Genomic DNA, 23524 nt, shown 5'->3' with positions numbered 1-23524 from the left:
CGACCATTGGTGGACTGACTCAGAGGCGCGGATCCTCCTGGACCTTCAGGGCATTGATGATCGGGTCGTCCTCACCCTTGTCGCGGGTGAACACGATCGTCAGATCGCCACCGGTGTGCTCGACGGTGACCATGTTCGTGTCCGCGGTCAGCGCACCCACCTTCGCCCGCACGTCATGGTCGTAAAGTACGACCTTGCCGTCGGCGAGCACATCGAAGGCACGCTCGCCGGCCTTGACCTTCTCGATCTCCGCGAAGTCGAGGCCGATCCGGTACGTCCCAGCCGGGGCGTTCTTGAACACGTAGCTGAACGTCTCGCCGGTCCGCTGAGTACGGAACAGCGCGTCGTCAGTGGTGCCGGCGATGTCGGCCCTGGTACTACGCGCCTTGCCGCCGACGTAGCCCCAGGGCCGTGAGCCGAGCGCCTGGTCGGGCGACCAGACGGAGCCGCCGGCGCCGACGTGTCCGGAGCCACCGGCGTCGACGGCCTTCCCGTACGCCGACGTCGCCAGACGGACCGGCTCGAGCTGGGTCTCGCCCTTGCCGGCGTTCGACGCCACGAGCACGTCCCCGGCGAGCACGCCCGGCTCGATGCCGGCGTTGTCGGCCGTCACCGTGACCGTGGTGGACGTGCCGGCCGCGAGTGTGACAGTGCCGGTCGCGGCCGCGCCGGTGAGGCTCAGCCACGGAAGGTCGGCGGCCTCGTGCCCGCCGTCGCCGGTGCGCTTCTGCTCGCTGATCCGCACCTCGAGCGGAGCGGAGCCGCTGTTGGTGACCGTCACGTCGGCCGTCGCCTTCTGGCCCTTGTCGAGCAGCCAGTCGAGGTCGGCTCCGGTGACGGTGGCGATGCCCGTGGCCAACGCCGTGTCCATCACCGCGGCCTGATCCTTCTCGGTGATGGTCACCGGGTGGCCGGCGGTGACGTAGTTCGGCGCCTCGACCCGCACGGTGTTCTCGCCGACCAGCGCCTGGGCCTTCCACCGGCCCTTCACGTCGGTCGTGAGGACCCGCTCACCCGCGGGCCCCGTGATCGTGACGACCGCGCCCTCGATCGGCTTGCCGTCGTTGGCGTCGGTGACGGTGCCCTCGATCGTTCCAGCCGCCGGGAGGCTGTACTCCAGTCCCAGGCCGGCCTTCAGGACGGGCTGGTTGACCGAGTACTGGCTCGCGGGGTTGCGGTTCAGGCTCTCCACACCGACCGTCGCCGACGATCCTCGGGTCAGCGGGTTGTCGCCGCCGACGCCGTCGCCGTACCCGATCTGGATCCGTCCGTCGGCGATCAGGGTGACCGAGAAGCTGACGCGAGCCGTCCGGTCGCTGTAGAAGGTCGCGTTGCGCCATTCGACGACCTGCGCCGCCACCCCGTCCACCTCGGTCCTGCCGAAGTAGATGCCCGCCTCGTCGTCGACGACGAGGTCGTCCCAGAACGGGTAGATCGCGTCGATCGGGTACGGGGACGGGAGCGCCGTGTTGCTCCCCGATGTGTCGGCGCGGTCGAAGGCCAGCGTGCCGTTCGTCGTCACGCACACGCCGTCCCAGGCGGTGTCGTAGAACGGCTGGAGGTAGTCGGCGTTGAAGAACAGCGGGCCACAGAGATCGTCGCCGTGCCAGCCGGACTCCTCGGCGCCCTGGCGGTAGAGCCCCTCGGTCACCGTCATCGTGTACGAGCGACCGGCGGGTGCCACCGGCACGGGGCCCGGATCCGGCTGCTCGGGCTGGGGCTCCGGTTCCGCCTCGTCAGCACGGGGGTCGAGTGTCACACGCAGCGCGGCGATGCTCGGGGCCTTCAGGCCCTTCGAGCCCCGCAGCTCCACGGTCAGCGGACCGCCCTCGTGCTTCACGACAGCAGTGCGCCAGTCGGCGGCGTTCGGCCCCACGGCCGCGGCCGGATCGTACGCGTAGTCCGTCAGCGCTCCGTTGACGACGACGTCGAACACCCGCTTGCCCTTGGCCGCCTTGTCGATCTCGGCGAACCCGAGGTCGATCGCGTAGGTGCCCTTCGGCGCGTCCGGGAAGCGGTACAACAGCTGCTTGTCCGCCGTGGTGCGCTGCGACTGGAACAGGGCGTCGTCAGTGGTGCGGGCGATCGGGGCCTTCGTGGAGGCGACCTTCGTCCTGCCCTCGTAGCCCCACGACTTCTTGCCGGCGGCCTGGTCGGCGGACCAGGTGTAGCCGGATCCGTCGGTGAGCTTCGTGCCGCCGGCGTTGACGCCGACCTGGTACTTCGTCGTCGTGAGCGTCACCGGGACGTAGCTCTTGGGCTGACGTCCGGAGTCGGAGCGGACCACGATGTTCGCGCCTTGGACTCCGGGCTGGGCGCCCTTCGAGGAGATCGAGACCTTGACGGTCGTCGACTCACCGGGGGCGAGGGTGCCGCCGTTCGAGGAGAGCGTCAGCCACGGCAGGTCGGTGAGCAGGTCGTCCTCGACGTCGACGAGCACGACGTCATCGGCGATCTGGTCCGCCGCCCACAGCGCTCCGGTGGCGTCGGTCTCGAGGCCGCCGCCCTGGCCCGCCTTCTGGCCGGGGAACCACCATGCGTTCACCAGCGAGCAGTCCTCGGGGTCGACCTGCAACAGGCGGGTCGGCCGGCTCGCGGTGAGGTCGGTGTACCAGATCGTGTCCGACGCCTGGTTGTAGGCCAGGCCCATCACCTCGGGCAGCGGTGGGGCGCAGAAGGACAGCAGCGTGCCCGGGTTGTCGTGCGACGTACCGGCGACGGTCCCGATCATGCCGTTCCTGCGGCCGCCGACATAGAAGACGTCCTGGGCCGGGTTGTAGGCGAGACCGGTCAGCTGCAGCGTGGACCAGTCACCCTTGATCTGCCTCGTCTCCTTTCCGGTCTCCCGGTCGAAGCAGTGGATGTAGCTGGCCGGGCTGTCCTCCATCTGGCACATGTCACCGGTCTTGGTGTCCAGGGCCATGTCGAACGCCCGGTACGCGGGGTTCCACGCCGCGTCGAAGACCTTCTCGGTCCGCTTACCCGTCACCGTGTAGGCGGTGTTGGTCCGGGCGGTGTAGTCGTGGACCCAGACGTCGCCGTCGTACCCGATGCCGGATGGCTCCTTCTCCGCGATCGTGCCGGGGATGGGTATCCGGGTGATGACGTCGCCGCCGGCGGTCGCGCCGACCTTGGCGGCCGCCTGCGCTTCCGCGGTGTTCGACGTGGCGGTCTTGCCGTCGACGTCCGAGGGCTGCATGCCGCTCGCACCCGCCTTCCACGCGGCGAGGTCGATCGTGCTGGCCGCACCCGTACCGGTGCGCGCGGTGGCGGCGGGGGCGTCGAGCTCGGGGTGCCGCGCGGCTTCGCCCAGGTGGTAGGTGAGGGGGGCGGATCCGTTGTTGGTCAGCGTGAGCGAGCCCACGCCGTTCTGGCCGGTGCCCAGGAGCGCGTCGAGGCTGTCGGCCTTCAGGCCGGCGGCGCCCGTGGTCAGGCGGGCGTCTATCCGGGCCTTCGCGTAGAGCTCGGTCAGCGAGAAGGGGTACGCCGCGGTCGTGTAGTTCGGCGCCTCGACCGTCATGGTGTACTCGCCCACCGGCAGCTGACGGTGCACGATGCCGGTCCCGGTGGTGGTGACGGTCTCGACGAGCCCGTCCCCGGTGCTGAAGGAGACCTTCGCGCCGGCGACCGGCAGCCCGTCGTTCTGGTCGGTGACGGTCGCGTCGAGGTACCCGAAGTCAGGCATGTCGTAGGTGACGATCATGCCGTCACGCAGCACCGGGGCGCTGTCGGAGAACCGGATGCCGTCGAAGCCGGCCCAGCCCTGGATGCCCGTGACGGCGTGCGCGCCGGCGGTCACCGGGTCGTCGGTCCCGACGCCGTCGCCGTACCCGAAGATGATGGTGCCCGAGCGGGTGAGGGTGGCCGAGAAGTTGACCGGCTCGGTGTACTCCGACCGGGTCGGATAGGCCCAGAGCCTGGCGTTGCGGTACTCGACGACGAACGCGTCCTCACCGTTGACCTTGGTGGCCGCCGTGAAGATGCCGCCGCCGGGGGCGAACTCGACGGGGGTCTGCACGGAGAACGGGAAGATCCCCGCACCGCCGTAGCCGGGTCCGGTGCTGTCGTCCGGGGAGATGACGCCGCGCAGGCCGATGCCGAGGGTGTCGTGGCTGCCGTTGTAGAGCGCGATCGGGAACGGCAGCTGCACCGTGGCCCACACACCGTTGTCGACGGTGACCGGTTCGGTGCCGCGCAGGTACTCGCCCTCGGAGACGGCGCAGCTGTAGCCGCCCTCGTCGACGACGAGCCCGACCGGGATCTCGGCCGGCTGGTTCTGCGCGCCGACGGTCAGCGGGACCGTCTTCGGCGAGAAGCAGGCGTTGGGCTCGACGGCCACGTTGTACGCGCCCTCGGGGACCGCGGTGATCGTGAACGCGCCGTCGGCATCCGTGCGTACCGGCTTCAGCGGCGTGTCGTTGATGGCGACGTCGGCGTTCGGGACGGGCCGCTTCGCGTCGTCGACGACCCGGCCGCTGATGTCGTGCCTGGCCGCGGCAGTGAGCGGCAGCTCGACCGCGGTGTCCTGGCCGAGGGTGATCGTGACGTCGGCCGTCGCGGTCAGGTAGCCGAACGCCTTGGTGCTGAGCTGGTAGTCGCCGGCCGGGAGGTTCGTCGTGAACCGGCCGTCCTCGTCGGTGCCGATCGACCGGCTGAACGGCCCGCTGATCGTCACGTCGGCGGCGGGGACCGGGGCGCCCTCGGCGGTGACGACACCGGTGAGGGTGCCGCCCTTGCGGGGCGCGAGCTCCAGCAGGCGTACGAGGTCGAGCCGGCCCTCGCCGTACTTGTTGTTGACCTCGGCGGTGCCGCCGCACTCGGTGTCGTCGACGTCGACGGCCGACTCGCCGAGCAGGCGGCGAGTCTCCTCGACCTGCCCGATCAGGGTCGGGTCGTAACTCCAGAGCGCCGCGACGGCGCCGGCGACGTGCGGCGCCGCCATCGACGTACCGGACATCTCGACATAGCCGCCGTCCGGGAAGGACGACCGGACGCCGCTACCCGGCGCGGAGATCTCGGGCTTGATCCGGCCGTCTACGCCCTCGCCCTTGCGGGAGAACGACGCGAGCGTGCCGTCCGACGCCAAGGCGCCGACGGAGTAGGCGCTCGCGGCAGCGCCGGGCGTGGAGACGGTGTCGCAGGCCGCGTACGGCGTGGTGTTCCCCGACGACCAGACGCTGAAGATGCCGGCGGCGCTCCAGGCCTCGTCGATGGCCTGGAAGAAGCCCTCGAAGTCGTGCTCGACGCCCTGACCCCACGAGTTGTTGATGACGTGCGGGCGCTTGGACGGATCGGGGTTGTTCCCCTGCGTGTCGGTCGGTGCGAGCAGCCACCAGCCGGACCGCAGCAGCGACTCGAGGCCGGTGGTCTGGCAGCAGCCGTCCGTCGCGATCCACTGCGCGTCCGGTGCGACGCCGATGTGGTCGGTGCCGTCGACGCCGACCATGGTGCCCATGGTGTGCGTGCCGTGTCCGTTGTCGTCGCACGGCGCGCCGGCGCAGGCGGTCCGGGTGGCCATCCAGTTGTAGTCGTGGTCGACGGTGCCGTCGGACTTGGTGCCGCGGTACTGGCGTACCAGAGCGGGGTGGTCGAACTTCACGCCCGAGTCGATGTTGGACACGGTGATGCCGGCGCCGGTGGCGCCCATGGCCCACGCCTGCGGGGCGTGGATGGCCTCCAGACCCCACGTGACCGTGTCGTCCTCACCCGCGGCCTTCGAAGCGGCGGGCCGGGCGGACTGGTCAGCGGGGACCTCCTCGTCCACCGGGTCGACGAGCGCGACCTGCGGCGTCGCGTGGATCTCGGCGACCTGCGCCCGCGACGCCACGTCGAGGGCGAGTTTCTCGGTGCCGCCCTTGACGAGCACGGCGTTGGCGATCGGGTACGAGGTGTACTTGACTCCGGCCCGGTCGAGTTCGGTGGAGACCGATGCCATGGACTCCTTCGCCGCCACGTTCAGCGCGTCGTAGACGAACTGACCACGAGCGGCCCAGTCGGCGATCCTCTTGGCCGGCCCGAGGTCGGCCCCGGTCTCGAAGGTGATCCAGAAGTCGGAGGAGGGCTGCGTACGGAAGCGGTCCTTGAGGGTCGACTCGATCTTGCCGGCGGCCGTGCCGGGATCCGGCTCGGCCGCGGACGCCGGTAGTGGCTGGAACAGGCTCAGGCCGACCACTGCGGCCAGCGTTGCCGCGAGGGTTTTGAATCTCATGGGGTCCCTTCCGCCTACAGGGGTTGGTAGGGGTCGTGGCTCTGGTGGTCGGCGGCACCGACGGCGTCGTGGCCGTCGGAGGCGTCGCGGGCGCTGTCGTGCGGTTCCCGCGACAGCTCGAGAGGTGGTGGGTGCTCGACGGCGGAGTCGTCACGCACGACGGGTTGCTCAGACATGCATCGGCCATGGCCTATGAATCATGGAGTCATGCTCGGGCGAATCGAGTGGCCTTAGCTATCCAGCGGATACGTCAATCTTCACGAAGCGTGGTCGCGGGAGTCCTCTTCGGCGAAGACGCCGGCCTCCACCGCCTTGACCGCGAGCGCGGTCCGGGAGCTCACCTTCAGCTTGCGCATCGCCGCGCGCAGCTGCTGATCCACAGTGGCCGGCGACTTGGCCAGGATCCGGCTGATCTGCCGGTTCGTCTTGCCGGCGACGACCAGCTGGACCACGTCGAGCTCGCGAGGAGAGAGCTGATCCCCGTACCCGCGCCGGCCTCCGCGCCACAATCGCGGGACCTCGGCGCCGTACTCGCGAAGCCGCTGGGCGACACGGTCCGCGTCGCCGCGGGCGCCCAGCCTGAACAGCTGCTCGTACTGCGCCGCCAGCAGCTCGCGGCCCTGCTCGATCCGGCCCTGCTCGAACTGGCCCTGTGCGATGAGCGCCTCGGCCTGGCGCTCACGGGCGCGCAGGGCGTCGTAGGGGCGCGGCAACGCGCTCCAGGCGCGCGCCGCCCGGTCGTAGGCCGCCGCGGCCCGGGAGTGGTCTCCGGCCGAGGCCAGCAGCAGGGCACGGCAGAGGGCGAGCGCGGCGCGCGGCGCGGGTGCCGTACGGCCACGCAGTCCGCGGGCGAACTGGCCGACCAGGCGTGTCGCGGCGGTCAGGTCGCCGGCGGCGAGAAGCGCCTCGATCCGGGCGGGAACGAGGTCCGTCGCCCAGACCCAGATGCCCTTTCGCCGGACGGTGTCCATCGGCTCATCCGTGATCCGCAGCGCCCGGCCGCTGTTTCCGTCCGTCAGCCACAGCCTGGACAGCGCGGCGGCGGCCTCCATCGTGTCGTCGGCCGCGCCGAGACGGGCGGACTCCTCCAGGACCAGCCGGAACTGCTCCTCCGCAGCGCGTCGCCGCCCGGCTGCGGCCGCCAGCCGGGCAGTGAGGCGGATGCTGCCGAGGTAATGCGCCGGCCGGTCCCGGTCGGCCTCGGCAAGTGCCGCGCTCGTCTCCGCGAGACCGTCCCACCGGCCGGTGTTCCACGCCAGGTTCGCCTGTTCGAGCCGGACGTTGTGCTGCAGCCGGGAGGCCTGCTCGGCCTCGGCCAGGCGCAGGGCCACGGCGAGGTGGTGCTCGGCGTCGGCGTACCGACCCCAGATCAGCGCCCCGGTGCCGATGTTCACGTGGATGCGGGCCACGTCGAGACGCTCCGCCGCGGTCGTGCCGTCGATGGGTAGACCGGCGACGACGTCCCAGGCCTCCTCCTCGCCCAGCATGAGCAACGCCGCGGCTCGGTTCCCGGCCAGGTTCAGCCGATGCGCCGGGGATTCGATCTGGGCGGTCAGTTCAGCGGCACGATCCAGCCAACGCCGATGGGTCGAAGCCGGCCACGGTCCCGCGTACGCCCAGCCGAGGTAGGTCATCGCCCGAGCCGCCTCGACCGGGTCGTGATCGAGGCCGGCCACCGCCTGCTCCAGCTCGCCGAGTGCGGCCTGCGCCTCGCCCCCGGTGATCAATAGCCGTCCCAGAGGGTTGCGGATCTCGGCCTGCTGCCGGGCGGAGAGGCCAGGGGTATCCAGCACCGAGCGCAGGGTACGGACCACGCGGTGGTAGACCTTGTCGACCGGTTCTCGGCGGCGCAGCGCGGCGACCCCGGCCATGCGCGCGACACGCGCCCGGTCCGCGGGCGGTAGCACGGCCCACGACAGTAGATCGACCAGCAGGTCGACCGCCTTGGTGTAATCACCCGAGGCCATGGCCAGCTCGGCGCCCTGCTCGGCGTACCGCGCCCAGGACCCCGTCTCGCCGGCCTCGCGGAAGTGGTGGGCGAGGCGCGCCACGGGCGGGGGGTACAGGTGCTCCAAGGCCCGGCCGGCCAGCAAGTTGAAGCGCCTGCGGTCGGTCAAGGGGATCGCTTCGTAGACAGCTGTCGCGGCCAGCACATGGCGGAACCGCCATCGGCCGCGGCTGTCTCCGTCCAGGACGCCGGCAGCGGCCGCCTCAGCGATGGCACCTTGGCACACGGCTGGTGACAGGTCGGCGGTCATCGCGATCGTCGCCACCGAGGAACGCTCGGCCAACGTGGCCGCCGCGCGCAACACCTGCTGCGCCGTCGGCGGCAGACGGCTCACCCGCTCCCGGGTGGAGTCGCGCACCGTCGGCGGAACCCGTAGCTCGCGCAGCTTCAGCCGGACCCAATGCCCGTCGCGGAAGACGAGGTCGGCACGGTCGCACATGAGGCGGACCGACTCCTCCACGGCCAGGGGAACGCCGCCGGTCCGGTCGTGCATGAACGTCGCGAACTCCTGCGAGATCGGATTGCCGTCCAGCATCGAGGACACCAGTACCGCCGTGTCGTCGGATCGCATGGGCGCCAGGGCGATCCTCAGCTGGGTCACGCCGGCGGGCAACCGGGACGTCAGCCGCAGCAACAGCGATCCGTCGTCCACTTCCTCCGGCCGATAGGAGATCACGACGCTGGGCCCGTCCGCCTGCTGCCGGGAGATGACGAACAGCAGGAACTCGAGGGTCACCTCGTCGGCCCAGTGCGCGTCCTCGATCACGAAAACGTCGACACGCAGAGCCCGCATCAACTCGGCCAGAGCACGGAACAGGCGATGCCGAGCCGCCTTCGCATCGTCCAAGGGCGGCAACGCGGGCGGCAGGTCCGAGGACCACTCAGGAAACAGGGGTCGTAACGCGCCCGCGAGCTCGGTGAGCCGCAAGGCCGGCAAAGGGCGCTCGATCCCCAGGAACGCGTCGACGATCGGCCCCAGCGTCAGTGACTCACGAAGCGGTGGGCAGACCGACACCAGGGCGGTGTGCTGGTCCGGCGCGGCCAGCCACTCGCGCAGCAGCCGGCTCTTGCCGATCCCCGCCTCGCCCTCCACCAGCACGATCGCCGGCGGCCGGGCCAGGGCGCCCCGTAGCGCCGCCATCTCCCGATCGCGACCGACGAAACGCGGCATGGAAACGGTCGGTGAGGTCGTGTCATCCTCGGGTGAGGAGTCGAGCATGCGTGATGATCTCGCTTTTCGATGCTCGCGCACAAGACCATCGCGGCGACCTGCTTCGATTCGCCTGTAGGGTCAGGCCGCCTCGAAACGGACCGTTCGGGATGCCGGGTCGGCTGTGGTCAGGCGGACCGGGACGCGCCGGCCCAGCGGCAGGTCGCCCAGGCAGCGGGCTCGGACGGCCGGGTCGTCGATGGCGATCGTGCCCTGCGGCGGGCGCTTCTCGGACGGCTCCTCGCGGTCCAGCACGGCCGCCTCGAACGTCTCGCCCACCCGGTGCTCCAGCAGCACCGCCTCGGCCAGGTCGATCGCGCCCCGGTCGGCGGCCGAGGCGATCCGGTCGGTGGCCGACATCGCCTTCGGCAGCCGGGGCAGCGCCTCGACGGCCCAGTCCGGCACCGGCCGGCCCTCGTGCAGCGCCAGGCAGATCTCCGTCGCGTACCGGTCGGCGAGCCGTCGCAGCGGCGCCGTGACATGCGCGTACGGCGCGCCCACCCCGCCGTGCCCGGTCAGCTCCGGCACGCCCGGCACCACACTCCCGCCGTTGCCGCCGTTGCCGCCGTTGCCGTTGCCGCCGTTGCCGTTGCCACCGTTGCCGTTACCACCGTTGCCGTTACCGGCATTACTGTCGGCCGGCTGCACACCGAAAGCCGTGTACGCCGCCCCGCGGAGCAGGTCGGCCGCCTGCTCCAGGAAAGCCGCCCCACGCGGATTCGCCGGATCCACGGCGGCGACCACCGTGCCCACCGAGGCGCCGGACGGCCAGGCGATGCCGAGCGAGGCAGCGGCGGCGCGCAGCTTCTCCACCGCCTCCGGCTTCGGGGCCGGCATCGTGCGCAGCAGCCCGATGCCGCCGGCCAGCATCATGCTCGCCGCGGCCATCCCGGTGAGCAGGGAGATCTGCGCGTTGTGCTCCTCGACCGGCAGCGGCGCCCGGAGCACCAGCCGCCAGCCGTCACCGTCGCGTTCGAGCTCCTGGGACGGCAGCGGAAGGTTCACCGCGCCCCGATCCGCGGCGCGCCGCGCGAGCAGGGCGCCGATCTCCGGGAGCAACGCCAGCGACTCCGGCGCGGCGCCCGCGTCGACCTGCTGCTGCACGCTGTCGTAGTCGAGTTTCGCCCGGCTGCGGACCCGCGCCCGTTCCAGCGCGACAGCGACTGTCGCACCGTCGGCGTCCAGGTCGATCGTCCACAGCACCGCGGCACGGTCAGCGTCCGGGAGCAGGCTCACCGCACCCTCGCTGAGCACCGGCGGGTGCAAGGGGATGCGGCCGTCGGGGAGGTAGACGGTCTGACCCCGTACCCAACTCTCCTGCGCGACCGGACCGCCCGGCGCAACGAACGTGGCGACGTCCGCGATCGCATATCGCACCCGGTAACCGCCGCCGGCGCGCCGGCTCAGGTGCATCGCCTGGTCCAGGTCGCGGGACGAAGCCGGATCGATCGTCACGAACGGCACATCGGTTCGGTCCGTCCCCGGCAGCGTGGTGTCCCGCGCGGCCGCGTCCGCCTCGGCGAGCACGGCAGCGGGGAACTCCTCCGGCAACCGCAGTTCCCGCCGCATCCCGGAGAAGTCGATCTGGGGCGCTATCACCTTTTTGGTCGGCACCCGACATTCCTACCAGGCCGGGGAATGCGCCGCGGGCCACGCCGTTCGGCGTGGCCCGCGTCCGTCGCTATCGCTTGCGCGTCGCTTTCACCGGCTCGGCGGTGCGAGATCTGGCATTCACCCCAGTGGTACGGGTGACCCGAGTCGCCTTGGCCACGTTGGCAGCGGGGCTGCTCGCTTTGGCCGCAGCCGATTTGTTGGCGGAAGTCCGGCCGACAGTTCCCGTGGTGGTGGCTTTCCGGGCGGTGGTCGCTTTGGCGTTGGCCTTGGCCGCGGTGGCTTTCCTGGCGGCTGCGGTCGTGGCCTTTGTCCCGGTGGCTTTTGTCGCGGTGCCCTTGGTGGCGGTGGCTTTTGTCGCGGTGGCCTTGGTGGTGGCCGTCTTCGTGGCCTTTTTGGCGGCTGTGGTCTTGGCGGTGGTCGCTTTCGTGGCCGTCGCTTTTGCGGTCGCCGCCTTGGTCGCCTTGGTCGCGGCCGTCTTGGTCGCGGCCGTCTTGGTCGCGGCTGCCTTCGTCGCGGGCGTCCTGGTCGTGGCCGTCTTCGTCGCCTTCTTCGCGGCTGTGGCCTTCGCCGTGGTCGCCTTCGCAGGCGTGGCCCTGGAAGCGGTGACCTTGGCAGCGGTGGCCTTGGCCGCAGATGCCTTAGTCGCGGCGGTCTTCGCACTCTTCTTCGCAGCGGTCGCCTTAGCTGCGGCGGTCTTCGCAGTCGCTGCCCTCGCAGCTGTCGCCTTGGTGGCCGCCGCCTTCGCAGCCGTTGGCCTCGATGCCGATGCCTTTGTGGCTGTCGCCTTGGTGCCGGCAATCTTGGAGGCCGCGGTCTTGGCGGCCGCAGTCTTAGCGGTGGTCCTGGTGGCCGCGGTCTTGGCGACACTCTTGGACGCAGTGCTCTTCGCTGCGGTGCTCTTCGCTGCCGCGGTTTTCGCAGCGGTCGCCTTCGCAGCGGTCGCCTTCGCAGCGGTCTTCTTCGCAGCGGTGGCCTTAGCCGTGGCCGTCTTCGCTGCGGCCGTCTTGACCGGCGTCCGCTTGGCAGCAGTGACCTTGGCCGCTCCCGTCGTCTTGACGGCCGCCTTCTTCGCAGCCGCGCCACCGCCGGCCACAGCCTTCTTAGCCGCAGTCGTCTTAGCCGCAGTGGCCTTGACTCCCGTGGTCTTGACTCCCGTGGCCTTGGCCGCCGTGGTCTTGGCCGCCGTCGCCCCCGCAGTCGCCCTCGTAGCCGCGACCTTGGAACCCGCCGTCTTGGCACCCGCCGTCTTAGCACCCGGAGCAGCCGCAGCCTTGGCCGCCGCAGCCTTGGAAACCGTCGCCTTGGCAGCCGCCGACCTCGCCGTGGTCGCCTTCTTACCCGCGGCCTTACCAGCCACAGCCCCAGCCCCAGCCCCAGCCTTGGCCGCAGCAGCCTTGGTTCCGGCCGCCCGCGAAGCAGTCGCGGCAGCCCGCGACGCACTAGCAGCAGCCCGCGACGCACCCGCCGCAGCCCGCGAAGCAGTCGTCTTGGCAGCCCCCGCCTTAGCCGCAGCCGCCTTGGAACCGCCGGCCTTGACAGCCGTCGCCTTCACACCGGAGGCAGCCGTCTTAGTACCCGTCGCCCGAGGCGCGGTCGCCGGGGAAGCAGCCGCCGCAGTCACTCCCGCCCCGGCAGCCTTCTTGGCGCCCACCCCCGACGCACGCGCCACCTTGGCTCCGGTCGTCCGAGCTGGACCAGCCTTGGCGACCCGGGCCCCACCGGACCGAACCGGGGACGAAGCACCACCCATCCCCACCCCAGCGGAAGCCCCGTTGCGCCGAAGCTCCACATCCGCAAGGTCAGGGGAAACCGGCGGTGCCGCAACCTCGCCATCCTCAGCGGTAACCACCTCAGACCCTGACAAATCGCCCTCGGGCTCGAGGGCATCATCCTCGGTCGACGGCTCATCCGACGGCCCATCCCCGCCTCGCCCGGGTCCCGGCTCGTCCCCGTGGCGCTCCCCTCCGGACCCGAGCGCCTCCAGGTCCGGCCGGTCCGATCCCCACTGGTCCGAATCGGAGTGCGGCATCGCCGGCCCGGAGTGCCGTGGAAACCATCCACCCGCGAACGGCACGTCTTCGATCTGACTCGGATCGACCTCGTCCATCTTCCGCAGATCCTCGGTGGAGACCGTGACCTGCCCCTGCGGATGCGAGCTCATCGCCGCGGCCACCCGCCGCGTCCCGGCCGGCCGCGCGCCGCCGGTTTTCACCGCCGCCCGCCCGGACCGGGCGGCCGGCACCACGGCCTTCGGAGCGGCCACCGGCTTGGGCGCGCCGCCACGCTTCTGCTTCACCACAGCGACCTTCGGTGCGGAGGCAGACCCGGAGGCGGACGCCTTCTTCTGCTTCACCACAGCCGGTTTCGCTCCGGCGGTCCGCTTGGCGGCAGGCACCACCTCAGCCTTCCGAACAGCCTGCTTGGGCGCCACAGCCGTAGCCCGAGCCGTAGCCCCAGCCGTAGCCCGAGCCACCGCCGCGGCCTTCCCAGCACCCCGGGCGGCCTTGGCCGGAGCGACCTTGGACTTGGCCGCGACGACCTTCGCCCCAGCGCCCTTTCCGGCGGCAACCTTCGGCGCGGCGGCACTCTTGGGCGCGACAGCAGCGGCCTTCTTCCCACCGGCGGCCTTCCCACCGGCGGCCTTCCCCCCGGGAGCCTTGCTCACCGAAGCATTCGCGCGGCCCACCGAAGCACCCACACGACTGGACTTGACCACCGGCTTGTCCTCAGGAACCCGAGCGGTGACCCGCGACTTGGATGCCGACGACCCCGAGGACTTAGCCGAGGATTTGACGGCCTTGGAACCGCCACGAGCGGCGGGCACAGCGTTACCGGAAACCGCTCCCCGAACGGACGCGGCGGGTCTCATCGTTGCCTTTTTGGCAGCGGGCATCGAGGTGTTCCTCCTTGCGAATGACTGCGGGCACGTCTGCGCCTGGAGACGGCTCTACTGCGGCTCAACGATTCGACGGCCGGAGTAGTCCGTGCATTTAGCTGGCTTCCCCTGTCCAGCGGGCGTCCTCGGCATCCCACTCGGCATTGCGCTTCTCGACGGTGTCGAGTGCCCGCGTCGCTTCGTCGGCCGTGGCGTAGGGGCCGAGCCGGAATTGGGCGGGACACACCTGGTCGCCGCTCTCAACCCGGTGGTCGCGGAGGCACCAGAAGTACCCTGCCCCGCCGAGCCCACTGTCGTTCATTCCATCACTGTGCCGCTAAAACCGGCCATGCGCTACCGATTCGGGCAAAAAGTCCCAAATTTCCATGCAAAAAAGAACTGCCCCGGCCGAAACCGGGGCAGTTCATAAACGACGGAGTGAATCAGCGGAGCTCGGCGGCGACCAGCTCGGCGATCTGCACGGCGTTCAGAGCGGCGCCCTTACGCAGGTTGTCGTTCGAGATGAAGAAGGAGAGGCCGTTCTCCACCGTGGGGTCGACCCGGATCCGGCCCACGTAGGACGGATCGCGACCGGCCGCCTGCAGCGGGGTCGGCACGTCGGAGAGCTCCACGCCGGGCGCGGTCGCGAGCAGCTCACGAGCACGAGCGGGTGACAGCGGGCGGGCGAAGCGGGCGTTCACCTGGAGCGAGTGGCCGGTGAAGACCGGCACCCGCACGCAGGTCCCGGAGACCAGCAGCTCCGGCAGGTCGAGGATCTTGCGGCTCTCGTTGCGGAGCTTCTGCTCCTCGTCGGTCTCGCCGGAGCCGTCGTCCACGAACGAGCCGGCCTGCGGGATCACGTTGAACGCGATCGGCTTCGGGAAGATCCGGGGCTCGGGGAACTCCACGGCGGAACCGTCGTGGGTCAGCTCGGTGGCCCGGTCGGCGACCTTCTTGACCTGCTCGTCGAGCTCGGCCACCCCGGCGAGCCCGGCGCCGCCGACCGCCTGGTACGTGGTGGCGACCATCGCGACGAGACCGGCCTCGTCGCGCAACGGCCGCAGCACCGGCATGGCCGCCATCGTGGTGCAGTTCGGGTTGGCGATGATGCCCTTCGGACGGTTCCGCGCCGCGTCCGGGTTCACCTCGGCGACGACGAGCGGGACGTCGGGGTCCATCCGCCAGGCGGAGGAGTTGTCGATGACGACCGCGCCGGCCTCGGCGACGCGCGGCCCGTACTCCTTGGAGCTGCCCTTGCCCGCCGAGAAGAGCACGATGTCGAGACCGCTGTAGTCCGCGGTCGCCGCGTCCTCGACGGTCACCTCGCCGGTCCCCCACGGCAGGGTGCGGCCCGCGGAACGCGCGGAGGCGAAGAGACGAAGCTGGTCCACGGGGAAGGCGCGCTCGGCCAGGATGCGGCGCATGACGCCACCGACCTGTCCCGTCGCGCCGACGATGCCGATCCTCATGGACAACAAAATACGGCCTGAACTGCGTACCAAGAAATCTGGTTGTTCAAAATGTGGGAAGCATGTCTCACAATTAGGGACAGCGGGGCTAGCTTCGACGGCATGACGACGTACACGCACGGACATCACGAGTCGGTCTTGCGCTCCCACCGCTGGCGCACCGCAGAGAATTCGGCGGCCTACCTCCTGCCGCATCTTTCCTCCGGAATTTCCCTGCTGGACGTCGGATCCGGCCCCGGCACCATCACGGCGGACCTCGCGACCCAGATCACACCCGGCCGGGTCACCGCGCTGGAGCGCACCGCCGAGGCGCTCGACCTGGCGCGCGCCGAGGTCGGCCGGCGCGGCCTGCCGAACGTGGACTTCGCGGTGGGTGACGTGCACGCGCTGGACTTCCCGGACGACACGTTCGACGTGGTGCACGCCCATCAGGTGCTGCAGCACGTCGCCGATCCGGTCGCGGCGCTGCGCGAGATGCGCCGGGTCACCCGTCCGGGCGGCCTGGTGGCGGCCCGGGACAGCGATTACGCGGCGTTCACCTGGTTCCCGCTGGTCCCCGAGGTCGACGAGTGGCTGGCCCTCTACCAGCGGGTGGCGCGGGGCAACGGCGGCGAGCCGGACGCCGGCCGGCGGATGCTGGCCTGGGCCCGCGCCGCCGGTTTCACCGACATCACAGCGACCGCGAGCGTCTGGTGCTTCGCCACCGACGAGGACCGCCAGTGGTGGGGTGGCATGTGGGCCGATCGCATCCTCAAGTCGGATATGGCCGACACCGCACTTCGCACGGGTGCCGCGACCGAAACTGATCTGCGCCGCATCTCCGCCGGCTGGCGACGCTGGGCCGACGACCCCGACGGCTGGTTCGCGATCCCGCACGGCGAGATCATCTGCCGCGCCTGACGGCGCCGTCCCTCCGTCACACCCCCGCTTGGGTACGGCCGGAGCACCGTACCCGGAAAGCCCGTAGATTCACTCGCACCATGGATCTCACGCACATCCTGCTGCTGGTGGCCGCCGGTGTCGCGGCCGGCGCGGTCAACGCGATCGCCGGCGGCGGCTCCCTGATCACGTTCCCGACGCTGATCGCCACCGGCCTGCCGTCGATCGACGCGAACGTGACCAACTCGGTCTCGGTCTTCCCGGGTTACGTCTCCAGCGTCGCCGGCAGCCGCGCGGACCTCGCCGGCCAGGGCAGCCGGGTGCGCCGGGCCCTGGTCGCGGCGGTGCTCGGCTCGGCGGCCGGGTGTGCGCTGCTGCTGCTCACCCCGCCCCGGGCGTTCGAGGTGGTGGTGCCGTTCCTGGTTCTGGGCGCGGCGGCGACGCTGGCGTTCCAGGAGCGGCTGCGCGGCCTGGTCGGGCATCCCCGGTCGATGTCGCCACGGCGTGCGGCGGTCACGTTACAGCTGGTGGTGTTCGTCGGCGCCGTCTACGGCGGCTACTTCGGAGCGGCGCTGGGCGTCATGTACGTGGCGGCGCTCGCACTGATCCTGGACGAGCCGCTGAAGCGGATCAACGCGTTGAAGAACGTGCTGTCCGCGACGGTCGGCCTGGTCACGGTGCTGGTCTTCGCGCTCTTCGCGGACGTGGACTGGGCCGCGGTGCTGGCGCTCGCCCCGGCCACGATCGTCGGCGGGTACGCCGGGGCCCGGCTGGCCCGCCGGATGCCGGCGCATGTCCTGCGGTACGTGATCGTCACGTTCGGCACGGCCATCGGCCTGCTGCTGTTTTATCGGGCTTTCCTCGGGTAGTTCGGCCGGGAGCCCGGCGGCGGGGGTGCGGTCCGCCGCCGGGCCACCGACCGGCCGGTCGCCATCCGGCCGGGAGGGAAGTCCGGTGCGAGATCAAGCCGGTGCGAGATCAAGCAGCGCCAGCGGCGGAGTACCGGGATCGGAGCGGCTTCAAACCTGTCGTCTCCGGTCAACTCGATCGGATGACGACGAGGGTATGCAGCAACTCTCGTACCTCCTCCTCGCCGAGGCCGTCGAGACCGTGCGAACCGGGCAGCGGCGGCGCCGAGGCGTCCACGCGCAGCAGGATCAACCGGCCACCGGAGGCGGACACCCGTTGCCAATCCGCAGTGGTACCGGGGTGCTCGGCGGAGAGCAGCACGATCACCGGCTCAGAGCCGGAAAGCGCGACTGCTAGCCGATCCGCGAAGTCGGAACGTGCACAGTGCACCTCCACCGAGTAACCTGCCGCGCGCAATTCGTCGGTGATCCACCGCGCCCATGGCCCGTCGGGGACAGCGTGCGAGACGAGGATAGGCACGTCCACAGCATGCCGTAAGTCAGTCCACAGTGCTTTTGAGGCTTTGATGTCCGTCGCTGGAGCGGTGTGAGAATGTCGTCCGTTGACGTGCAACTTGCACAACTCATAGTGTCGGTGTCGTGACGCGGGGTGGACCCTAAGGTAAACGGGGCGACCTGGTCATGGGGGAAATGCTGACAAAGCATCCGGAGTCGAGGAGCGCTCGATGACTGTCGCGATCGGGATCAACGGGCTCGGGCGGATCGGAAAAAGCTTGACCCGGATTGTGGCCGCGATGCCGCGAACCGACGTCGAGATCGCCGCGGTGAACGATATCGCGTCGACCGAGAAGCTTGCCTACGGGCTGCGGAGGGACAGCGTCCGCGGCGCGTTTCCGGGGACGGTGACCGCCCGTGGCGAATACCTGGTGGTGAACGACCACGCGATCCGCGCGTACCACCATGAGCGGCCGGAACGGATTCCCTGGGCCGAGGAGGGGGTGGACGTCGTCATCGAGGCGACCGGCCGGTTCCGGGCCGGGACGGCGGCGCGGTCGCACATCACCCACGGCGGCGCCCGCAAGGTGGTGATCAGCGCGTCGGCCGACGACCCGGACGCGTTCCTGGTGTTCGGCGCGAACCACAACAGCTACGACCCTGCCGTGCACGACGTCGTCTCGCCGGCCTCATGCGGCGTCAACGCGCTGACCGTGATGGCGAAGGTGCTGCTCGACCGGTTCGGCCTGCGGTCGGTGCACACCTCGGTGATGCTCGCGACCCAGGGCTGGCAGCGGGTGCAGGACTCGGTGCTCGGCACGTCCCGGGACGACCCGCGGCTGGGCCGGGCCACCGGGGAGAGCATCATCCCGCACAACTACGTGGTCGGTGACCTGGTCCGCGTCGCGCTGCCCGAGATCGGCGAGATGCGCTACAGCTACTACTGCGTGCCGACCCCGATCGGCTCGCTCGCCGAGATCTCCGGGCAGACCGACCGGCCGGTGACGGCCGAGGAGGTCAACCGGGCGATGGCCGAAGCGGCGGCCGGTCCGCTGCGGGGCATCCTGGCGTACGACCCGGATCCGACCGTCTCGATCGACGTGAAGAACAACCCGGCGTCCTGCCTCTTCGACCCGTCCGGCACCCAGACCACCGCGGACGGCGGGGTGAAGGTGCGTGGCTGGTTCGACAACGAGTGGGGTTTCTCGAACCGATTACTCGACCTGGCCCTGCTCGTGGGAGAACGCTTACCCGTCCCGTCGAGCCAGGTGAGCTGGAGCGCCGCCTAGGCTGATCCCATGATCAATCTGGAGGATGTGCGGGCTGCGGCGAAGCGCATCGACGGCCGGATCCGGCGTACCCCGGTGGTCGCCGCCGGGCCGGACCGCTGGTTCAAGCTCGAATACCTGCAGCACGCCGGCTCGTTCAAGACCCGCGGCATGTTCAACCAGATCCTCGCCGGGGCCGAGCGGGGCGACCTGCCGGCCGCCGGGGTGGTCGCGGCGTCCGGTGGCAACGCCGGCCTGGCGGCTGCCTACGCGGCGCGTGAGCTCGGCGTCCCGGCCGAGGTGTTCGTTCCGGTCACCGCACCGGCGGTCAAGGTGGCGAAGCTCGGCACGCTCGGCGCGCGGGTCGTGCAGACCGGAAGTGAGTACGCCGAGGCATATGCGGCAGCGTTGGAACGTACCCAAGCGTTGTTCTGCCATGCCTATGACGACCCGGACATGGTCGCCGGAAACGGGACCATCGGCACCGAACTCGTCGAGCAGCTGCCGGAGCTCGACACCGTGCTGGTCGCGGTCGGCGGCGGTGGCCTGATCGCCGGCGTGATCGCCGCACTGCGCGACCGGGTGAACGTGGTCGCGGTCGAGCCGGTGACGTCCTGCGCCCTGCACGCCGCGCTGGAGCGGGGCGAGCCGGTGGACGTCCCGGTCTCCGGTGTGGCCGCCGACTCGCTGGGCGCCCGGCAGGCCGGGCGGATCGCCTTCGAGCTGGCCGCCGACGCGAAGATCACCTCGGTGCTGGTGACCGACGACGCGATCGTCGAGGCCCGTCGCCGGCTCTGGGACGACTACCGGATCGTGGTCGAGCACGGCACCGCCGCGGCTCAGGCAGCGCTGCTGTCCCGGGCCTACGTGCCGCAGCCCGGGGAGAAGGTGGCGGTGCTGCTCTGCGGGGCGAACACGAATCCATCCGATCTGGCCTGATTCGCCCGCTCCAGCTGCGAAGCTCGGGACGTGACCAGTTTCCGCCGCTTCGCCCTCGCGGTCTGCGTGGTCGGAATGCTCGTGCAGCTGCTGCTCACCGCGTACTACCTGGGCATGGGGCACAAGGCCGCGCCGCACCACCTGCCGGTCGGCCTGCTCGCCACCGGCGAGCAGGCCGAGCAGGTCACCACGATGCTGGAATCGGAGAGCAAGTTCGAGGTCCGGAACTTCGGCTCGGCGGACGCGCTCACCACCGCGATCCGGGAACGCGACATCTACGGCGGCCTCGATCTCACCGGCGACCAGCCGATGCTCTACGTCGCGAGCGCCGCCGGCGCCTCCGCCGCGACCCTGCTGCGCACCACCTACACGACCGTGATGCAGCAGCAGACCGCTACCGAGCTGACCGCGCTCGCCGGGGAATCCTCCGAGATCACCGTCGCGCAGGCCCAGGCGCTGATCACTCCCCCGTCGGTCACCGACGTGGTGCCGCTGCCGGCCGACGACGTGAACGGCGTCTCGCTCGGCTTCCTCACCCAGGCCCTGTCGCTGGGCGGCTCGATCGCCTCGATGGGCCTGGGCCGGCTCATCCCGAAGGCCCGGCGTTCCTGGAAGCGCGGCGTCGCCCACCTCGGCCTGCTGATCCTCTACGCGATCGGCTCGGCCGCCGCGGTGCTCTGGTCGATGAGCTGGTTCAACGTCGGCGAGGGCGCGAACCAGATGGAAATGCTGCTGATCTTCTCGCTGATCTCGCTGGCGATCACCGGCTCGACGGCCGGCGCGGTGGCCCTGATCGGCCCGGCCGGCGCGCTGGTCGGCATCTTCTACTTCACGATCGGCACGGTGATCTCCGGCGCCAGCATCCTGCCGGAGTTCCTGCCCACCTTCGGGCGGGTGTTCGGCGAGAACCTGCCGACCGGCGCCGGCGTCCAGGCGGTCCGCGACAACCTCTACTTCCCGGACGCCGCGATCGGCAGCCACCTGCTGGTTCTCACCCTGTACGCGGTGATCGGCTGCCTGATCGTGCTGATCACCAACATCCTGCCGAACCGCAGCGACCGCACCTCCGAGATCGACCTCGGGATCACCGAAAAAGCAACCTCCCCCTCTTCATGAACCGGAACGGGCAGTCGATCCGTACCTCACTTGAAGCATCAAGTGCAGGGGAGAAGGCATGCCGGTTCGTACGCGCGTCACCGTTCCGCTCGAGTTCGCCGATGGCTACCGCACCACCGCCGAGGTGATCACCTTCACCGGCCTCGCCGACGGCAAGGAGCACCTCGCCCTCGCGCTCGGTGACGTCAGCGGGGCCGGTGTGCCCCTGGTCCGGATGCACTCGGAGTGCATGACCGGCGACGTCTTCGGCTCGCAGCGCTGCGACTGCGGCCCCCAGCTGCGCGAGGCCGTCGAGCGGATCGCCACCACCGGCGGCTACCTGCTCTACCTGCGCCAGGAGGGCCGGGGCATCGGCCTGTACGCGAAGCTCGACGCGTACGCGCTCCAGGACCTCGGGATGGACACCTACGAGGCGAACCGGGCGCTCGGCCACGCCGACGACGAGCGCGACTACACGGCCGCGGCGCAGATGCTCAGCACCCTCGGAGCGACAGCGGTCGACCTGCTCACCAACAATCCCGACAAGTCCCGCCAGCTGCGTGACCTCGGGGTCGAGGTCCGCGAGGTCCGCCCCACCGGCGTGCACACGTCGGCCGCGAACGTCCGGTACCTCCAGGCGAAGATCGCGCACACCCAGCACACGATCGACCTGGCCTCGGTCTCCTGATCCTTCTCTCCGCTCCTGAGGCCTCCTTTTTCTGACGGAGGCCTCAGGCTTCTTTTTCCGACGGAGGCCTCAGGTTTCGGCCCGGGAGCCGAACGGTTCTTACATGGGTATCGAAGGAGTGAACCAGCGCATCGCGGACATCCAAAGCCGGATCATCTCAATGCAGACCCAGCAGGCCACCGCCACGCAGACGCGGACGGCCACGTCCGGCTCGGGGACCACGAGCAGCGCCAGTTTCGCCAGCCACCTGCAGTCGGCCATGACCACTGCCACCGGAACGGGCGCAGCGGACACGACGTACAAACTGAACAGCAAGGGCGTTCCGGAAGATCTGGCCGCCTACGGCAACGGCAAGATCCCGGAAGGGGCCCTGGGGCAGGTCGGCGACACCCGCCACAAACTCTGGGCCCCGGCGGCCGAAAACCTGAACCGCATGATCGAGGACGCCAAGCGAGAAGGCGTCAACATCGGCATAACTGACTCGTACCGCCCCTACGCCGAACAGGTGGACCTGGCCCGCCGCAAGGGTCTGTACTCCCAGGGCGGCCTGGCCGCCAAGCCCGGCACCAGCGAGCACGGCTGGGGCATGGCCACTGACCTGGACCTGAACGCGAAGGCACTCTCGTGGATGCGCCAGCACGCCAAGGACTACGGCTTCGTCGAGAACGTGCCGCGCGAGTCGTGGCACTGGGCATACCGCCCAAAGACCGCATAGGGTACGGCCGTCGCCCCGCCCGCTTTCCGGAGCCGCACCCCAATCCCTCCGCCGTCACGGTGAGTGGCCGGAAACGGTGGAGCGTTGCTGCTTCGCGTCATTCTGCGGGGCCGGGAACGTCCGCGCGTTTCCGCAAAGCGCCGGCTTCACCTCTAATGCCAGCACGCCCGGTGACGATCACGAGCGCGGCCCGGACAGCCGACCGCCGCGCGGACAGCCGACCGCCGTACCGCGCTGACCGGCCCCGGCGCACCAGCGCCCACGTCCCGGCACGTAGCATTGCGGGGCGACGGACGAGTCGGCTGGGCGGCCGCGTCGGTGCCATCATGGCATCGCCGAGGAACGTCCGGACTCCGCAGAGCAGGGTGGTTGTTAACGGCAACCCGGGGCGACCCGCGGGAAAGTGCCACAGAAAACAAACCGCCGGCACGAGCTCAGGCTCGGGGCCGGTAAGGGTGAAACGGTGAGGTAAGAGCTCACCAGCACCCCGGGTGACCGGGGTGGCTAGGTAAACCCCACCCGGAGCAAGGCCAAGCAAGGCCGCTGCCGCAAGGCAACGGCCGGCGCAGGCGTTCGAGGGCTGCTCGCCCGAGCCTGCGGGTAGGCTGCTCGAGCCTGCCGGCAACGGCAGGCCTAGATGGATGGCCGCCACCGGGACAACAGTCCCGGCCACAGAATCCGGCGTACAGGCCGACTCGTCCGCCGCCCTCAAGGTCACGGTCTTTAGGGCGGCGCTGAAATGGGCTTATCCATAAGCGTCGTTGGTTATCACCGGTCGACACCGGGCAGCATTCGATGGCCCTGCGATGGCCCCATGGCCCCGAGGTGGCCCGAAGATCCCCCATCTCAGTGATCCACCAGACGGAGTGCGGGTCGTACACTAGTGCGACTGACCCATGGGAGGATCAAATGGCGTTGCTGAGCGAAGCATTCGGTTCCGGGACTCGCATCCGCCAGATGGACCTGTCCCAGCTCGACGGGATCACCGAATCGGTCTTCTCCAGCCCACAGGCCCGCCGCCTGGCCCGAGAAGCGATGAGCACTCGCATCCGCCAAATGGACCTGTCCCAGCTCGACGGGATCACCGAATCCGTCCTCTCCAGCCCACAGGCCCGCCGCCTGGCCCGAGAAGCGATGAGCACTCGCATCCGCCAAATGGACCTGTCCCAGCTCGACGGGATCACCGAATCCG

At 70.3% G+C, this 23524-nt stretch carries 16 protein-coding genes and 1 other RNA gene; 9 read left to right on the top strand and 8 right to left on the bottom strand.

All coding sequences use genetic code 11. The features are described from left to right. Positions 1 to 19: 19 nt before the first annotated feature. The 7 genes from AB0F72_RS20950 to AB0F72_RS20920 form a co-directional block, all read right to left on the bottom strand. Positions 20 to 6208: a S8 family serine peptidase gene (locus tag AB0F72_RS20950; protein WP_360433677.1), complete on the bottom strand. Its 6189-nt coding sequence runs from the start codon at positions 6206 to 6208 to the stop codon at positions 20 to 22. Between the two features lie 14 nt (positions 6209 to 6222). After that, complete coding sequence (locus AB0F72_RS20945) at positions 6223 to 6384, bottom strand: hypothetical protein (RefSeq protein ID WP_360433674.1); 162 nt, start codon at positions 6382 to 6384, stop codon at positions 6223 to 6225. Positions 6385 to 6465: 81 nt separating this feature from the next. Continuing rightward, positions 6466 to 9387 carry an AAA family ATPase gene (locus AB0F72_RS20940; RefSeq protein WP_360433671.1) on the bottom strand — a complete coding sequence of 974 codons (2922 nt, stop codon included), beginning with the start codon at positions 9385 to 9387 and terminating at the stop codon, positions 6466 to 6468. 120 nt (positions 9388 to 9507) lie between these two features. Next, complete coding sequence (locus tag AB0F72_RS20935) at positions 9508 to 11040, bottom strand: RNB domain-containing ribonuclease (RefSeq protein ID WP_360433668.1); 1533 nt, start codon at positions 11038 to 11040, stop codon at positions 9508 to 9510. Between the two features lie 67 nt (positions 11041 to 11107). Continuing rightward, the gene (locus AB0F72_RS20930) at positions 11108 to 13705 is read right to left on the bottom strand and encodes a hypothetical protein (RefSeq protein ID WP_360433665.1); all 2598 of its coding nucleotides are present in this window, start codon (positions 13703 to 13705) and stop codon (positions 11108 to 11110) included. Positions 13706 to 14030: 325 nt separating this feature from the next. Beyond that, a complete protein-coding gene (locus AB0F72_RS20925; RefSeq protein ID WP_360433662.1) occupies positions 14031 to 14237 on the bottom strand; it encodes a hypothetical protein in 207 nt (68 codons plus the stop codon). 121 nt (positions 14238 to 14358) lie between these two features. Further along, positions 14359 to 15384, bottom strand: a complete 1026-nt coding sequence (locus AB0F72_RS20920; RefSeq protein WP_360433659.1) for an aspartate-semialdehyde dehydrogenase — start codon at positions 15382 to 15384, stop codon at positions 14359 to 14361. Positions 15385 to 15486: 102 nt separating this feature from the next. Here AB0F72_RS20920 and AB0F72_RS20915 point away from each other — a divergent pair, with 102 nt between their 5' ends. Next, on the top strand, positions 15487 to 16284 hold the full coding sequence (locus AB0F72_RS20915; protein ID WP_360433656.1) for a class I SAM-dependent methyltransferase: 798 nt from the start codon (positions 15487 to 15489) through the stop codon (positions 16282 to 16284). 80 nt (positions 16285 to 16364) lie between these two features. Beyond that, positions 16365 to 17132 carry a sulfite exporter TauE/SafE family protein gene (locus tag AB0F72_RS20910; RefSeq protein WP_360433653.1) on the top strand — a complete coding sequence of 256 codons (768 nt, stop codon included), beginning with the start codon at positions 16365 to 16367 and terminating at the stop codon, positions 17130 to 17132. Positions 17133 to 17301: 169 nt separating this feature from the next. On the opposite strand, the gene AB0F72_RS20905 is transcribed toward AB0F72_RS20910, so the two are convergent. Then, positions 17302 to 17652 carry a toll/interleukin-1 receptor domain-containing protein gene (locus tag AB0F72_RS20905; RefSeq protein WP_360433650.1) on the bottom strand — a complete coding sequence of 117 codons (351 nt, stop codon included), beginning with the start codon at positions 17650 to 17652 and terminating at the stop codon, positions 17302 to 17304. A 205-nt stretch (positions 17653 to 17857) separates the two neighbouring features. Between AB0F72_RS20905 and AB0F72_RS20900 the strand changes: the two genes are divergently transcribed. The 7 genes from AB0F72_RS20900 to AB0F72_RS20870 all read left to right on the top strand — a co-directional run. After that, positions 17858 to 18916 (top strand): type I glyceraldehyde-3-phosphate dehydrogenase, encoded by a 1059-nt coding sequence (locus AB0F72_RS20900; protein ID WP_360433648.1) that lies wholly within the window; start codon positions 17858 to 17860, stop codon positions 18914 to 18916. Between the two features lie 9 nt (positions 18917 to 18925). After that, entirely contained in the window at positions 18926 to 19834 is a 909-nt protein-coding gene (locus tag AB0F72_RS20895; protein WP_360433646.1) for a threonine/serine dehydratase, read from the top strand. A 30-nt stretch (positions 19835 to 19864) separates the two neighbouring features. Next, positions 19865 to 20950, top strand: a complete 1086-nt coding sequence (locus AB0F72_RS20890) for a hypothetical protein (protein ID WP_360433643.1) — start codon at positions 19865 to 19867, stop codon at positions 20948 to 20950. 58 nt (positions 20951 to 21008) lie between these two features. After that, complete coding sequence (gene ribA, locus AB0F72_RS20885; protein ID WP_360433640.1) at positions 21009 to 21617, top strand: GTP cyclohydrolase II; 609 nt, start codon at positions 21009 to 21011, stop codon at positions 21615 to 21617. Positions 21618 to 21720: 103 nt separating this feature from the next. Beyond that, entirely contained in the window at positions 21721 to 22332 is a 612-nt protein-coding gene (locus AB0F72_RS20880; RefSeq protein ID WP_360433637.1) for a M15 family metallopeptidase, read from the top strand. A gap of 294 nt (positions 22333 to 22626) precedes the next feature. Further along, positions 22627 to 23034, top strand: an RNA gene (gene rnpB / locus AB0F72_RS20875) — RNase P RNA component class A. 207 nt (positions 23035 to 23241) lie between these two features. Further along, a partial coding sequence (locus AB0F72_RS20870; protein WP_360433634.1) for a hypothetical protein occupies positions 23242 to 23524 on the top strand: 283 nt, incomplete at its 3' end.

Source organism: Actinoplanes sp. NPDC023936 (assembly GCF_040639325.1).
In the GTDB taxonomy this organism is placed as follows: domain Bacteria; phylum Actinomycetota; class Actinomycetes; order Mycobacteriales; family Micromonosporaceae; genus Actinoplanes.
This window is presented reverse-complemented; position numbering and strand designations above follow the sequence as displayed.

Bases quoted from the DNA above. Each gene is read 5' to 3' on its own strand.
- AB0F72_RS20950 (WP_360433677.1), bottom strand. From the start codon at position 6,208: ATGAGATTCAAAACCCTCGCGGCAACGCTGGCCGCAGTGGTCGGCCTG.
- AB0F72_RS20945 (WP_360433674.1), bottom strand. From the start codon at position 6,384: ATGTCTGAGCAACCCGTCGTGCGTGACGACTCCGCCGTCGAGCACCCA.
- AB0F72_RS20940 (WP_360433671.1), bottom strand. From the start codon at position 9,387: ATGCCGCGTTTCGTCGGTCGCGATCGGGAGATGGCGGCGCTACGGGGC.
- AB0F72_RS20925 (WP_360433662.1), bottom strand. From the start codon at position 14,237: ATGAACGACAGTGGGCTCGGCGGGGCAGGGTACTTCTGGTGCCTCCGC.
- AB0F72_RS20920 (WP_360433659.1), bottom strand. From the start codon at position 15,384: ATGAGGATCGGCATCGTCGGCGCGACGGGACAGGTCGGTGGCGTCATG.
- AB0F72_RS20915 (WP_360433656.1), top strand. From the start codon at position 15,487: ATGACGACGTACACGCACGGACATCACGAGTCGGTCTTGCGCTCCCAC.
- AB0F72_RS20910 (WP_360433653.1), top strand. From the start codon at position 16,365: ATGGATCTCACGCACATCCTGCTGCTGGTGGCCGCCGGTGTCGCGGCC.
- AB0F72_RS20900 (WP_360433648.1), top strand. From the start codon at position 17,858: ATGACTGTCGCGATCGGGATCAACGGGCTCGGGCGGATCGGAAAAAGC.
- AB0F72_RS20895 (WP_360433646.1), top strand. From the start codon at position 18,926: ATGATCAATCTGGAGGATGTGCGGGCTGCGGCGAAGCGCATCGACGGC.
- ribA (WP_360433640.1), top strand. From the start codon at position 21,009: ATGCCGGTTCGTACGCGCGTCACCGTTCCGCTCGAGTTCGCCGATGGC.
- AB0F72_RS20880 (WP_360433637.1), top strand. From the start codon at position 21,721: ATGGGTATCGAAGGAGTGAACCAGCGCATCGCGGACATCCAAAGCCGG.